Source organism: Hydrogenophaga sedimenti (assembly GCF_051857515.1).
GTDB lineage: Bacteria > Pseudomonadota > Gammaproteobacteria > Burkholderiales > Burkholderiaceae_C > Hydrogenophaga.
Genome location: NZ_JBPZHA010000005.1, coordinates 1 through 12377, shown reverse-complemented (window position 1 = coordinate 12377; position 12377 = coordinate 1). Strand labels below are relative to the sequence as shown.

Sequence of the window (12377 nt, the reverse complement as noted above, 5' to 3'; positions counted from 1 at the left end):
CCGGGTAAGGGCACCCCACCGCCGCGTCAGTTCAGCGCCAGCGCCTTCTTCACCGCGACCAGCCCGTCGTCGCCACCGTAGGTCTTGACGCCGGCCAGCCAGGTGTCGAGCACCTTGGGGTTGGCCTTGAGCTGTTTGATGGCGGCGGCTTTGGCGTCGATCTTGGTGTCCAGCACCTCGGTGATGGCTTTGTTTTCCAGGTCCACGCTGAATTCCATCTGCGCGAACAGCTTGCCCACGTTGGTGCACTGGGCGGCGTAGCCTTTGCGCGAGACGGTGTTGACCGTGGCGCTGCCGTAGTTGGGGCCGAAGTAGTCCTTGTCACCGTCCAGGTAGCTGATGCGGAACTTGGTGTTCATCTGGTGCGGCTCCCAGGCCAGGAACACGATCCAGTCCTTGCCCTTTTCCTTGCGGGCCACCTGGCTGAGCATGCTTTGCTCGCTCGATTCGACCAGCGACCAGCCGTCCAGGCCGTAGCTCTTGGCGTCGATCATTTTCTTGATGTTCTGGTTGGCGGGCGAGCCGGACTCGATGCCGTAGATCTTCTTGTCGAACTTGTCGGCGTACTTGGCGAGGTCGGCGAAGGTCTTCACCCCGGCGTCGGCCACGTAGGCGGGCACCGCCAGCGTGAACTTGGCGCCGGGCAGGTTGGCGCGCACCACCTCCAGAGAGCCTTCCTTCATCAGCGGTTCGACCAGCGCTTTCTGGGCCGGCATCCAGTTGCCCAGGAACACGTCGATCTGTTCCTTCTTCACGCCCACGTAGGTGATGGGCACGCTCAGGGACGACACCTTCTGTTCGTAGCCCAGGGCGCTGAGCACCACGCCGGCGAAGGCGTTGGTGGCGGTGATGTCGGTCCAGCCCGGGTCGGCCATGCGGACCTGGCGGCAGGACTCGGGCTCGGCGGCCTGGGCGTGGCTGGCGAGCAGGCCCAGTGCCGCAGCACAGGACGCAAGAACGAGGCGGTGATGGGCCATGGAGAACTCCTCAGAAGGTGAAGGATGGGAAGGGTGGATCAGGCGGAACGGACAGTCGGAAAACGGGCGCGGGCTTCGAGCGTGTCGAGGTCGATGTGGTTGCGCATGTAGCGCTGGCTGGCGGGCTGGAAGGGCTGGTGGTCCCAGGGCTGGGCCGCGCCCTGGCTTTGCGCCGCGTAATGGAAGCGGCGGCGCTTCTGGCTGGCGATCACTTCGGCCGTGAGCGCGGGCATGTCCCAGCGTTGGGCGACCTCGCCGCGGAAGGCCTGCAACGTGACCGCGTGGGCCGGGTCGGCCGCGAGGTTGTGCAGCTCCAGCGGGTCGGCCGCCAGGTCGTACAGCTGGTCCGGGTCCACCGGCGTGTGCACGAACTTGAGCGTGCCCCGGCGCAGCATCACCAGCGGCGCCACCGCGCCTTCGCCCAGGAATTCGCCCACCACTTCGTCGTGCCCGCCCTGGCCGGTGAGGTGGCCCCAGAGACTGCGGCCGTCCAGCGGCTCGGGCCGCTCGGGGGCGGCACCGTCGAAGGCCAGGTCCATGAGCGTGGGCAACAGGTCCATGGACGACACGCTGGCCGCCACCCGCGCCGGCTGGAAGCGTTGGGGCGCGTGCACGATCAGCGGGATGCGGCAGGCGTTCTCGAAGTAGGTCATCTTGTACCAAAGCCCGCGTTCGCCCAGCATGTCGCCGTGGTCGGACAGCACGACGACGATGGTGTTGTCGGCCTGGCCGGCCTGCTCCAGCGTTTTCAGGATGCGGCCCATCTGGTCGTCCACGTACGACACCGCGCCGTAGTAGGCGTGGCGGGCGTTGCGCACCTGTTCGTCGTTCACCGGGGTGCGGTCCATGTCGCTCACATGGCGCAGGCGCTGGGTGTGCGGGTCGCGCGGCACCATGTCGTCGCGCACCTTGGGCATGTCGATGTCTTCGTGGCGGTAGCGGTCCCAGTATTCGCGCGGGATGGCATACGGGTCGTGCGGGTGGGTCATGGACACCACCATGCAGAACGGGCGCGGGTCGGCGTCGCGGGCGATGTCGAACAGCTTCTGCTGCGCGAGGAAGACGACCTCGTCGTCGAAGTCCAGCTGGTTGGTGCGCACGCACAGGCCGGCGTCCAGCACCGAGCCCATGTTGTGGTACCAGCTGGGGCGCACCTCGGGGTGTTCCCAGTCCGGGGTCCAGCCGAAGTCGGCGGGGTAGATGTCGGTGGTCAGCCGCTCTTCAAAGCCGTGGGTCTGGTCGGCGCCGCAGAAATGCATCTTGCCCGAGAGCACGGTGCGGTAACCCGCGTGGCGCAGATGGTGGGCGAAGGTCAGCACTTCCGACGGCATCTCGGCCGCGTTGTCGTAGGCCCCGATGGCCGACGGCAGCTTGCCGGACAGGAACACATAGCGCGACGGCGCGCACAGGGGGCTGTTGGTGTAGGCCGAGTCGAACACCACACCGGCGGCGGCCAGCGCGTCGATGGTGGGCGTCTTGCACACCGTGTTGCCATAAGCGGCCAGCGCCGACGGGGTCAGCTGGTCGGCCATGAGGATGAGGATGTTGGGTCGGTTCACGGGTGCGGATTCCCTGTCAGCGGCTTGAAAAACATAAAACGGGTTTATGTGTGAGGGCCAGTTTAGGGAGGCGTTTGAGAGGGGTGAAGCCCGGTATTGCTTATGGACGTATAAAGTGGGCTTATGCGAGATGCGCGCCGACTCCCCCCATTGCAAAGCCTGGTGTTTTTCGAGGCCGCGGCGCGGCAACTGAGCTTCACCGCCGCCGCCCGCGAGCTGGGCACCAGCCAGCCGGCGGTGAGCCAGCGCATCGGCCTGCTGGAGGACGACCTGGGCGCGGCCCTGTTCAAGCGGGAGCACCGCGGCGTCTCGCTCACGCCCGAGGGCCTGCAACTCGTCGCGGCGGTGCGCGAGAGCCTGAGCGGGATCGGCGAGGTGGCGGCCAAGATCCGCGCGCGGCGCGAGCGCCAGGTGCTGACCGTGGCCACCGACTTCGGCTTTGCCACCTACTGGCTGATGCCGCGCCTGGCCACGCTGCGCGAGCTGGTGCCGGAGCTGGACGTGCGCATCGTCACCAGCCAGAACCAGTTCGACATCCGCGGCGAAGCGGTGGACATGGCCATTGCGTTTGGCGACGGGCAGTGGCCCGGCTGCAGCGCGACAGCGTTGATCCCCGAGATCGTGGTGCCGGTGTGCAGCCCGGCGTTTTTTGCGCGGCAGCGCCTGAGCGGGCAGGCCGCCGACATGCGGGCGCTGCCGCTGCTGCACCTGGAGAGCGCCGAACCCCAGCGCTGGCAGCAGTGGGACGGCTGGTTCGCCGCCCACGGCCTGCGCCGCACGGGCACCGGGCACGACCTCACGCTCAACACCTACCCGCTGGTCATTCAGGCCGCCACGGCGGGACAGGGTGTGGCGCTGGGCTGGGCCCCGCTGGTGGACGAGCTGGTGCGCAGCGGCCAGCTGGTGCCCGCCGTGGACAGCCCGCAGCGCACGGAGCGGGGCTACTTTCTGGTGGAGCCCAACAGCCGCCGCAACAGCGAAGCCCTGCACCGCTTCCGCCGCTGGATGGTGCAGGAATGTGCGCAGGCGCTGGCCGACAGCCCGTTCGGCGCAGCGGTGACTGCCACCGGACATTCACAGCCAGAGCCCGACGCGGCCCCCACCGCACCTTGAATCGGCCCGGGTCTGTTGGGCAGCTTCGGGCCGTGGCTTGTTACCTGGAGTACCCACCCAGCGGTGTTGCCGGAGCCAGACCATCGCTGACCCCGATGCTCTTGAGCAGCGCAGATGCAGGCGCTTGTTTGGCCTCGGTTCTGGTGTAGGGCGATCCGACACCCCAGCCAGTGAGAGGGATGTTGGGTGCTTCTGCAATGATGAACAGCTGTGATCCGCTGACCGTCATGTAGCCAACCAAAGTGCGCGAGGGAAAGGTCGCGCTGATCGAGTCCACTTCGCCACCCAAAAAGCTGGCCTTGGGTCCCAGTTGGACAGTTCCACCGGCCGGATTGGAAATGGCACCCAGCACGTTGTTGCAGGCAGGGTCGGCGTGTGCGGTCGAATCGGAGAAGGTCACGTTCAGAGAGGTCGCTGAAGCCTTCGTGAAGTTGTTCGTGTCTCTTGCAAAGTAGGTATTGCCGTCATTTCCCACATAGGAATAGCAGGCCGACCTCCATGCGCCGACATAGGCGTCGGCAGGCTCACTGGAGCCCCCGCCGCAGGCGGTCAGGATCGAGATTCCTGCCGCGGCAAAAAACATTTTGGACAAGCGATTCATGAAGTTCCTCCTTGAAAGATGACCACCGCGAATAGTGGATAAGGTGTAAAAAATATTAACGATTGAAAGCAAATTGACCGAAATATCGTACTGCACTCTTTTCAGGAGTCAGCGGTCGGGGTGAGCCGATTGCTTGCCGGGGGGCTGGGCGCAACCCGGTTGTGGTCTTGTTGGCCACGGGCCATCGCACTGGGCACAGCGCCGACAATTCACCGATGTCATTTCGCCCGCTGTCCCGCCGTCAATTCGCCAGACTCGCCTTGGCCTTTGCCGGCCTGTGCTCCGCGGCAAGCTCCATCGCCGCGCCAGCCGACGCCAATTCCTGCCCGCCCCAGCCCACGCCCCCCAGCCGCGAACTGATGCTCAAGGCCCAGCAGCAGGCGACCGACCGGGGCTTTCTCTGGCGCATCGGTCGCAACGGGCGCGACTCCTATCTGTACGGGACGATCCACGCCGGGCGGCCGGAGTGGTTTGCGCTGGGGCCGCGGGCCGAGGCGTCGCTGTCGCGCACCGGCGTGCTGGCGCTGGAGATCGATGTGACCGACCCCGCGGTGCAGTCGGCCCTGCGGGGGGCGACACAGGGGCCACCACGGGCGCTGCCGGCCGAGCTGATGCAGTCGCTGCGCTCGGCCTGGGCGGCCGAGTGCCTGCCGGCGGCGGATCTGGACCGGGGCGCGGCGGAATTTCATGTCTCTCAGCTGGCGGTCGCGCAGGCGCAGCGCCTGGGACTGTTTCCGCTCTACGGTGCCGAGTCGGTGCTGCTGGTGCGCAGCCTGGGTGGTCAGCGTCCGGTGGTGGGGCTGGAGACAGCGCAGACGCAGCTCTCGGCGATCCTCGCGCGCGACGACGACGAGGCGGCGTCCATGGTGCGCGAGGCGCTGGCGGAGTTGCAGCGGCCGATGGCCAACCAGGGGCTGGAGCGGCTGGCCCGCGCCTGGGAGGCGCGCGACCTCAAGGACATCGAGGCCTATGCGGACTGGTGCGATTGCTTGAATACGCCGACCGAGCGCGAGGCCTATGCGCGCCTGGTGGACGGGCGCAACCCCGGGCTGGCCGATGCGATCGAACGGCTGCACGTGGACGTGAGCGTGTTCGCGGCGGTGGGGGCGCTGCACATGGTGGGACCGCAGGGCCTGCCCAGGCTGCTGCAGGGCAAAGGCTTCAAGGTTACCCGGGTGTACTGAACTTTCGTGTACTGCCCTGGCCTGAAGGGTTGAGATAAGTCATGAAAGCGCCGGATTCACCAGCAACGGCGCGGGTTCTCTCTCACAATTTGTCACTTTTCCGGGTGGCACCTGTCACCTGACGAGAGGCACCCACATGGCACATCTGAACTGGACGTCCGATCTCGAAACGGGCATCCGCGAAATCGACGGTCAGCACAAGCGGATCGTCGAATACATCAACCAGCTCTACGACGCACGCGACCACCACGACCGGGCGGCCGTCGGCGCCGTGATCGACGAGATGGTCGACTACACGCTGTCGCACTTCGCGTTCGAGGAGTCGCTGATGGCGGACGCCGGCTACATGTTTGCCGGCCCGCACAAGAAGATCCACGAGCTGTTCACCCGCAAGGTGGGCGAGTACCGCATGCGCTTCGACGCGGGCGAAGACGTGGCGTCCGAACTGCACGCGATGCTCTCACGCTGGCTGTTCAACCACATCCGCAACGACGACCGCAGCTACGGCGACTCGGTGAAGATCTACCTGAAGAATGTCGGCCATGGCGACGCCGACATGAAGGCCCAGATCAAGGAGGAGCTGATCCGCGAGCTGCACCTGAAGAAGAGGAAGGGCTTTTTCGCGCGGCTGTTCGGCGGCGGCGAATAAGTCCTGGCGCCCTGGCAGGGCGCCACTTCAATGGGGCAAGGGCAGCCAGGGCAGCAGCACCCAGGCGCCCAGGGCGATCACGTTCAGGATCGCCGTCATCCAGTAGACATTGCGGAACGCCTGCTTGGCCGACTTGTGCCGCAGGATCTGGTGCGCAAACCACGCACCGGGCCAGCCACCGAGCAGGCCGAAGAGGTGCAGGGTGTCTTCCGGCGTGCGCCAGGCGCCCTTGGTCGCCGCGAACTTGTCCCGCCAGTAGACGAAGAAGGTGACCAGGTTGAGGAGCAGGGCCGCCGGCAGGAACAGCCAGCCCAGGCGACCGAGTGCCACACCCGCGATGAGCAGACCAGCCCAGACCAGCATCAGCGTGAACGCAGGCCAGGCGGGCGCTTTCGTTCGCGCAGCCTGGGCTCGGCGGACGGTGCCTTGTTTTCGCATGACGGCGCATTCCTCCTTGAGCAGCCGATGATACGAATTTGCCGAATGCCGCACTTTGGCGCAAAATGCGCCAAACAGGAGTCTGTCATGCCCGCATCCCCGAGTCCGTTTGCTTCCGTGAAACTGCCCGCTGCCCTGGTGCAGCAGGCGCGTGAGGCGGCCCAGCCGCAGCGCCGCTCGGTGGCGGGGCAGATCGAATACTGGGCCACGCTGGGCCGCATCGCCGACGAAACCGGTCTGACGGTGCAGGAGGCCCGCGAGGCCATCGCCCGTTACGACGCCCGCCAGAGTGGGGGTGCCCTGGACGAGTCGCTGGACGCGATCGAGGCGCGTTTTGCCGATGCTGAAACCACCGGCCGGCTGGTGCAGGCGGTGCGCAGCACGGTCAGCGCCAACCGCCAGAAGGCCGACGCCGCGCTGCCCCGCGCCGCCTGAACCCTCGCCAGGCGACGCCCGGTTTGGCCGCCCCGGTTTTCTATCTGCTGGCCGGTCCCAACGGCGCCGGCAAGTCCACGCTCTACCGCTCGGCCGTGGCCGAGGGCCTGATTCCCGCCGGTGCCGAGTTCATCAACGCCGACCTGCACGAGGCGGCGCAGCTGCAACAAGTGGCCGACCCGGCCGAGCGTTCCCGGCAGGCGCGTCTGTGGGCCGACGCGCGGCGGGCGCAGTGCCTCGAACAGGGGCGTTCGTTCGCCAGCGAGACCGTGTTCTCGCACACCTCCAAGCTCGACCTGATGGCCGCGGCGAAGCGGGCCGGCTTCGCGGTGGTGCTGCTGGTGGTCTGCGTCGACGATCCGCAGCAACTGCTCGGGCGCGTGGCGCAGCGCGTGAAGGAGGGCGGACACCCGGTACCGCCCGAGCGCATCCTGGCGCGGTACCCGCGCACGGTGCGGCACCTGGGCGTGGCGGTGCGGCGAGCCGATCTGGCCTTGCTCTACGACACCTCGGTGCCGCCGGGCGAGCCGTTCCAGCCGCCGCGGCAGGTGGCGCGGTTGCGGGCGGGGGTGGTCAGCTGGCAGGCCGGGCCACTGCCGGGCTGGGCGCGCGAGGTGCTGACCCCGACGCCGCAACGCTGAAGACGGCGGCAGTGCCCTTCAGTCGGCGTAGTCCAGCGGCAGGGCGGTGGTGTTCTTGAGTTCTTCCATCGCGAAGCTGCTGCTGACGTCCGAGAGATCGACCGAGCGGATCAGCCGCTGGTAGACCCGGTCGTAGGCGGCGATGTCGGGCACCACGATCTTCATCAGGTAGTCGACGTCGCCGCTCATGCGGTAGAGCTCGACGATTTCGGGAATGTCGCGCACCGCGTCGCGGAAGCGCTCGAACCAGGCCTGGTTGTGCTGGCTGGTGCGCACCGAGACAAAGACGGTCACGCCCAGGTTGATCTTCGCGGCGTCGACCAGGGCGACCTGGCGCGTGATGAAGCCCTGCTCACGCAGGCGCTGGATGCGGCGCCAGCAGGGCGTGGACGAGAGGTGCACGGCGGCGGCGAGCTCGGCCAGCGGGGTTTCCGCGTTGCGCTGCAGGATCGCGAGAATTTGCCGGTCCGTGGCATCCAGTTTTCTTTTCATGGTCGATTTGAGCAAATCAATGCTCAATATTGCGCTTCATAAGGCGAAAAAGGCAAGCCATTTCCCCGGGAGCGATGGGAAACTTCCTGCATTCAACGCAGCACGGAGCACCCATGAAAACCATTGGCCTGATCGGCGGCATGAGCTGGGAGTCGACCACCCTCTACTACCAGATCATCAACCGCGAGGTGGCGCGACGCCGGGGCGGCCTGAGCAGCGCGCGCATGAACCTGGTCAGCCTCGATTTCCAGGACATCGCCCAGCGCCAGCGCGCGGGCGACTGGGACGGCATGGCAGGCATCCTGTGCGACGCCGCCCGGCGCCTCTCCGACACCGGCGCCGAGTGCCTGCTGATCGGCACCAACACCATGCACCAGCTGGCGCCGCAGGTGCAGGCCGCGACCGACGTGCCGCTGATCCACATCGCCGATGTCACGGCCGACGCCATCCTCGCGCAGGGGCTGGACACGGTCGGCCTGATGGGCACGCGCTTCACGATGGAGCGGGCGTTCTATGTCGAGCGACTGGCGCAGCGCGGCATCCGCTGCGTGCTACCCGACGAGGTGCAGCGCGAAGAGATCCACCGCATCATCTTCGAGGAGCTGTGCCGCGGCGAGCTGCACGAGGTCTCGCGCCAGTGGTTCACCGGCTGCATCACCGACCTGCGCTCGCGCGGTGCGCAAGGTGTGGTGCTGGGATGCACCGAGCTGCCGCTGATCATCCGCCCCGAAGACAGCCCGATCCCGACCTTCGACACCACCGCCCTGCACGCGCTGGCAGCGGTGGAGTTTTCGCTGGCGAACTGAGGCCGGGCGTTCAGCTGCCGAGCGTGTGCAGCGGAATGTCGCGTGCGGTGGCGAGCGCATCGAGCTGCTTGCGCGTCTGGCCGGCCAGGAAGGCGGCGATCGCCTGGTGGGTCGCGGGCTGGAACATGCTGCCCATGCCGTTCATCGCCACGCCGGCCGCGGCGCACAGCGAGGCCGCGAAGTGCGGCTCCAGCGCGGCCACGGCGACGCGGCCGTCCTTGCAGGGGTAGACGCGGTAGCCCGCGTGCGCACCGCCGACGGCGCCCTTGGGCTGCGTCAGGCCCCAGCTGCGGGGCAGGGCGAGCCAGGCGGCGGCGTCGCTCAGCGCGACTTCCTGGAACGAGCCCTTGCCGCTGGTCTTCTGCACCAGCACGGCCGTGAGTGCCGCTTCGCTGGCCATGAGCGCGCCGCCCATGTCGGCAAACAGCGTGGCCGGCAGGTCCAGACCGGTCACGAGGCCGGCGTCGGCGAGGTAGGTCAGGTCGTGGCCCGGCTCTTCGGCGCGCGCGCCGGGCGCGCCGACGATGGCCACCACCGACAGCGCCGGGTAGGCCTTGTGCAGCGCTTTCCACGAGAGGCCGAGCTTGGCCAGTGCCGAAGGGCGGAACGAGGTCAGCAGCACGTCGGTGCGCGCCAGTTCCTGGTGCAGCTTCTGCTGCCCCTTCTCGGTCTTGAGGTCGAGGGTCACGACCTTGATGCCGGCGTGCAGCGTGTCGTAGGCGCCGCGGTTGTACTGACCCATCGGGTCCCCGCTGGTCCCCTTGGGGCCGGGCGGCTCGGCCTTGAGACAGGTCGCCCCCATGGCCTTGAGGCGCAGGAAGGCGGCCGGGCCGGGCAGGTTCAGCGCGAGGCTGAGCACGCGCACGCCGCGCAGGGGCTTGAGCGCGGCGGCGGGTTTGGACGTGGTGGGTGAGGAGGGGTTCTTGGCAGCCATGACCCGTTTTTAACCCGGAACGCTGACGCCCGGCCAGCGTCCGGGCGACAGCTGTGACCGGGGCCGTTCAGAACGGCAGGCCGACGTAGTTTTCCGCCAGTGAGCCCTGGGCCTTCTCGGACGAGAACAGGTACTCCAGCTCGGTCTGCTGCAGCTTCTGGTCGTAGGTCAGGTTGTCGGGGAAGGTGTGCAGCATGGTGGTCATCCACCACGAGAAGCGCTGCGCCTTCCAGACGCGGGCCAGGGCCTTGGCCGAGTAGTTCTCCAGGCCGGAGTCGTCGCCGTTCTTGTAGTGCGCGACCATCGCGTGGTAGAGGTAGTAGATGTCCGACGCGGCGCTGTTGAGACCGCGTGCGCCGGTGGGCGGCACGATGTGGGCCGCGTCGCCGGCCAGGAACAGGTTGCCGTAGCGCATCGGCTCGGCCACGAAGGAACGCAGCGGCGCGATCGACTTTTCGATCGAGGGTCCGGTGATCAGGCGCTCGGCCACGTCGGCGGGCAGGCGGCGCTTGAGTTCTTCCCAGAACTTGTCGTCGCTCCAGTCTTCCACCGTGTCGGTCAGGGGCACCTGGATGTAGTAGCGCGAGAGCACCTGCGAGCGCAGCGAGCACAGCGCGAAGCCGCGTTCGTGCTTGGCGTAGATCAGTTCGGGCGACACTGGCTTGGTGCGCGAGAGCACGCCCAGCCAGCCGAAGGGATAGACCTTCTCGTATTCCTTGAGCACCTCGCGCGGGATCGACTTGCGGCTCACCCCGTGGAAGCCGTCGGCGCCGATCACATAGTCGCAGTCGATGCGCACCACCTCGTCGCCCTTGCGGTAGGTGACGTAGGGCTGGTCGCTCTTGAGGTCGTGCGGCTGCACGTCTTCGGCGTTGTGGATCACCACGCCGTTCATCTTGTCGCGTGCTTCGTACAGGTCACGGGTGAGTTCGGTCTGGCCGTACACCACCACCGAGCTGCCGCCGCTGTACTTGTGCAGGTCGACGCGGTTCATCTTGCCGTTGTCGGAGATGAGGAAGCCGTCGTGGATTTCGCCTTCACGGTCCATGCGCTCGCCGCACTGGGCTTCGCGCATCAGCTTGGCGAAGCCGTGTTCGAGCACGCCGGCGCGAATGCGCGACAGCACATACTCACGGCTCTGGCGTTCGAGCACGATGGTGTCGATGCCCTTGAGGTGCAGAAGCTGGGAAAGCATCAGGCCGGAGGGGCCGCCGCCGATGATCGCGACTTGGGTGCGCATGGAATGTCTCCTGGTTGTGTGGAACGGGTGACGGGACTGTAGGTTTCCGGGCGCCGCTTGACCATGCCCTGCGGGACGACTCTGTGCGGTGATTGGCTTGCTTGTGCGATGATCGCGCAACACTTTGCTGGAGAACCTGCATGGAGATCGCCAAGGCGGATTTCATCGAAGGCATGGCCAAGGGCATGGCCGTGCTGGAGAGTTTCGACACCGAACGCCAGCGCCTGAACGCCACCCAGGCGGCCGAGCGCGCCGGGCTCACGCGCGCCGCCGCCCGGCGCCACCTGCTCACGCTGGCATACCTGGGCTATCTCGACACCGACGGCACGCATTACTGGCTCTCAGCCAAGGTGCTGCGCTTCTCGGGCAGCTACCTCGCCTCGGCGCGCTTGCCGCGCCTGCTGCAGCCCACGCTCAACCGTCTGGCGGCGCAGACGCACGAATCGTTCTCGGCCGTGGTGCTGGATGGGGATGAGGTGGTGATCGTGGCGCGCAGCGCGTCGGTCGGCGGCCAGCGGCTGATGGCCTATGGCCTGCATCTGGGTGCCCGGCTGCCGGTGCACGCCACCTCGACCGGGCGGGTGTTGCTGGCGGCGATGACGAAGCCGGAGTTCGCTGCATGGCTCAAGGGCCGTGAGTTGCCGCGCCTGACCCCGAAAACCACGGTGGATCACAAGGCCCTGCGCGCGATCGTGGCGCAGGTGAAGGCCGACGACTTCGCGGTCGCCAGCGAAGAGCACGAGCTGGGCGTGCACGCGCTGGCGGTGCCACTGCGCAACATGAAAGGGCAGACGGTGGCGGCGCTCAACGTGGTGGCCGCGCCCGACCGCCTGGTGCCGGCGGTGATGCGCAAGGACCTGTTGCCGCTGCTGCTGGATGCGGCGCGGGAACTGCGGCCGCTGCTCTGAGCGGCGTCAGACGCCCAGATACTGTTCCAGCAGTTCCGGCCCGGACAGCAGTTCTTCCGAAGACCCCTCGAACACCACCTCGCCCTTGACGAGGATGACGTTGCGGTCACGAAGACCCTGCTGATGCCGCCATGCCTGGTCCGGCCGCAGATGCGTCTTCCTGGATGCAGGCACATGCTGCCGTCGCGCTGGCGCGATATCAACTCCTTGTCGCGATCGGGTTGCCGAGAAGGCAAAGTCTCTTGAGCAAGCCGTTGACTGCCTGCTATGCACTTCTTTAGGGATGGTGTTCAAAACCCCCGGTCAAGCCCGAATGGCATGAGCGAGGCACGACAGGAACAATGGCGTGATGACCCAACGAGAACTTGGCCTGAATCTGAGTACGCGGCGCACGCGCAAA

General features: G+C 67.1%; 14 protein-coding genes and 1 pseudogene. 7 read left to right on the top strand and 8 right to left on the bottom strand.

The window, feature by feature from the left end; genetic code table 11:
* Positions 1–26: 26 nt before the first annotated feature.
* Both choX and betC read right to left on the bottom strand, forming a co-directional pair.
* Positions 27–977: a choline ABC transporter substrate-binding protein gene (gene choX / locus ACS5NL_RS09490; RefSeq protein WP_439353495.1), complete on the bottom strand. Its 951-nt coding sequence runs from the start codon at positions 975–977 to the stop codon at positions 27–29.
* A gap of 38 nt (positions 978–1015) precedes the next feature.
* Complete coding sequence (gene betC / locus ACS5NL_RS09485) at positions 1016–2536, bottom strand: choline-sulfatase (protein ID WP_439353494.1); 1521 nt, start codon at positions 2534–2536, stop codon at positions 1016–1018.
* 123 nt (positions 2537–2659) lie between these two features.
* On the opposite strand from betC, the gene ACS5NL_RS09480 reads away from it, so the two are divergent.
* Entirely contained in the window at positions 2660–3649 is a 990-nt protein-coding gene (locus ACS5NL_RS09480) for a choline sulfate utilization transcriptional regulator (protein ID WP_439353493.1), read from the top strand.
* Between the two features lie 40 nt (positions 3650–3689).
* Here the strand turns inward: ACS5NL_RS09480 and ACS5NL_RS09475 are convergent, their stop codons facing one another.
* Positions 3690–4250: a hypothetical protein gene (locus ACS5NL_RS09475; protein ID WP_439353492.1), complete on the bottom strand. Its 561-nt coding sequence runs from the start codon at positions 4248–4250 to the stop codon at positions 3690–3692.
* Between the two features lie 215 nt (positions 4251–4465).
* Here ACS5NL_RS09475 and ACS5NL_RS09470 point away from each other — a divergent pair, with 215 nt between their 5' ends.
* Positions 4466–5434, top strand: a complete 969-nt coding sequence (locus ACS5NL_RS09470) for a TraB/GumN family protein (RefSeq protein ID WP_439353491.1) — start codon at positions 4466–4468, stop codon at positions 5432–5434.
* 136 nt (positions 5435–5570) lie between these two features.
* Complete coding sequence (locus ACS5NL_RS09465) at positions 5571–6083, top strand: bacteriohemerythrin (RefSeq protein WP_439353490.1); 513 nt, start codon at positions 5571–5573, stop codon at positions 6081–6083.
* Between the two features lie 27 nt (positions 6084–6110).
* Here the strand turns inward: ACS5NL_RS09465 and ACS5NL_RS09460 are convergent, their stop codons facing one another.
* The gene (locus ACS5NL_RS09460) at positions 6111–6521 is read right to left on the bottom strand and encodes a DUF1294 domain-containing protein (RefSeq protein WP_439353489.1); all 411 of its coding nucleotides are present in this window, start codon (positions 6519–6521) and stop codon (positions 6111–6113) included.
* A gap of 87 nt (positions 6522–6608) precedes the next feature.
* On the opposite strand from ACS5NL_RS09460, the gene ACS5NL_RS09455 reads away from it, so the two are divergent.
* A complete protein-coding gene (locus ACS5NL_RS09455; RefSeq protein WP_439353488.1) occupies positions 6609–6956 on the top strand; it encodes a TA system antitoxin ParD family protein in 348 nt (115 codons plus the stop codon).
* Between the two features lie 23 nt (positions 6957–6979).
* Positions 6980–7597, top strand: coding sequence for an ATPase (locus tag ACS5NL_RS09450; RefSeq protein WP_439353487.1), 618 nt, complete (start codon positions 6980–6982; stop codon positions 7595–7597).
* 18 nt (positions 7598–7615) lie between these two features.
* Here the strand turns inward: ACS5NL_RS09450 and ACS5NL_RS09445 are convergent, their stop codons facing one another.
* Positions 7616–8077, bottom strand: a complete 462-nt coding sequence (locus ACS5NL_RS09445; protein WP_500684329.1) for an Lrp/AsnC family transcriptional regulator — start codon at positions 8075–8077, stop codon at positions 7616–7618.
* A gap of 125 nt (positions 8078–8202) precedes the next feature.
* Between ACS5NL_RS09445 and ACS5NL_RS09440 the strand changes: the two genes are divergently transcribed.
* Positions 8203–8895 carry an aspartate/glutamate racemase family protein gene (locus ACS5NL_RS09440; protein WP_439353485.1) on the top strand — a complete coding sequence of 231 codons (693 nt, stop codon included), beginning with the start codon at positions 8203–8205 and terminating at the stop codon, positions 8893–8895.
* 10 nt (positions 8896–8905) lie between these two features.
* On the opposite strand, the gene ACS5NL_RS09435 is transcribed toward ACS5NL_RS09440, so the two are convergent.
* Together ACS5NL_RS09435 and pobA are read right to left on the bottom strand one after the other, a co-directional pair.
* Entirely contained in the window at positions 8906–9829 is a 924-nt protein-coding gene (locus tag ACS5NL_RS09435; protein WP_439353484.1) for a CoA transferase, read from the bottom strand.
* Between the two features lie 67 nt (positions 9830–9896).
* The gene (gene pobA, locus ACS5NL_RS09430; RefSeq protein WP_439353483.1) at positions 9897–11069 is read right to left on the bottom strand and encodes a 4-hydroxybenzoate 3-monooxygenase; all 1173 of its coding nucleotides are present in this window, start codon (positions 11067–11069) and stop codon (positions 9897–9899) included.
* A 140-nt stretch (positions 11070–11209) separates the two neighbouring features.
* On the opposite strand from pobA, the gene ACS5NL_RS09425 reads away from it, so the two are divergent.
* Positions 11210–11977: an IclR family transcriptional regulator domain-containing protein gene (locus ACS5NL_RS09425; RefSeq protein WP_439353482.1), complete on the top strand. Its 768-nt coding sequence runs from the start codon at positions 11210–11212 to the stop codon at positions 11975–11977.
* Between the two features lie 6 nt (positions 11978–11983).
* Here the strand turns inward: ACS5NL_RS09425 and ACS5NL_RS09420 are convergent.
* Positions 11984–12088, bottom strand: a pseudogene (locus ACS5NL_RS09420) (ABC transporter ATP-binding protein); the annotation flags it as partial.
* Positions 12089–12377 lie beyond the last annotated feature (289 nt).

Bases quoted from the DNA above. Each gene is read 5' to 3' on its own strand.
- ACS5NL_RS09455 (WP_439353488.1), top strand. From the start codon at position 6,609: ATGCCCGCATCCCCGAGTCCGTTTGCTTCCGTGAAACTGCCCGCTGCC.
- ACS5NL_RS09470 (WP_439353491.1), top strand. From the start codon at position 4,466: ATGTCATTTCGCCCGCTGTCCCGCCGTCAATTCGCCAGACTCGCCTTG.
- ACS5NL_RS09460 (WP_439353489.1), bottom strand. From the start codon at position 6,521: ATGCGAAAACAAGGCACCGTCCGCCGAGCCCAGGCTGCGCGAACGAAA.
- choX (WP_439353495.1), bottom strand. From the start codon at position 977: ATGGCCCATCACCGCCTCGTTCTTGCGTCCTGTGCTGCGGCACTGGGC.
- pobA (WP_439353483.1), bottom strand. From the start codon at position 11,069: ATGCGCACCCAAGTCGCGATCATCGGCGGCGGCCCCTCCGGCCTGATG.
- ACS5NL_RS09475 (WP_439353492.1), bottom strand. From the start codon at position 4,250: ATGAATCGCTTGTCCAAAATGTTTTTTGCCGCGGCAGGAATCTCGATC.
- ACS5NL_RS09425 (WP_439353482.1), top strand. From the start codon at position 11,210: ATGGAGATCGCCAAGGCGGATTTCATCGAAGGCATGGCCAAGGGCATG.
- ACS5NL_RS09435 (WP_439353484.1), bottom strand. From the start codon at position 9,829: ATGGCTGCCAAGAACCCCTCCTCACCCACCACGTCCAAACCCGCCGCC.
- ACS5NL_RS09465 (WP_439353490.1), top strand. From the start codon at position 5,571: ATGGCACATCTGAACTGGACGTCCGATCTCGAAACGGGCATCCGCGAA.
- ACS5NL_RS09480 (WP_439353493.1), top strand. From the start codon at position 2,660: ATGCGAGATGCGCGCCGACTCCCCCCATTGCAAAGCCTGGTGTTTTTC.
- ACS5NL_RS09440 (WP_439353485.1), top strand. From the start codon at position 8,203: ATGAAAACCATTGGCCTGATCGGCGGCATGAGCTGGGAGTCGACCACC.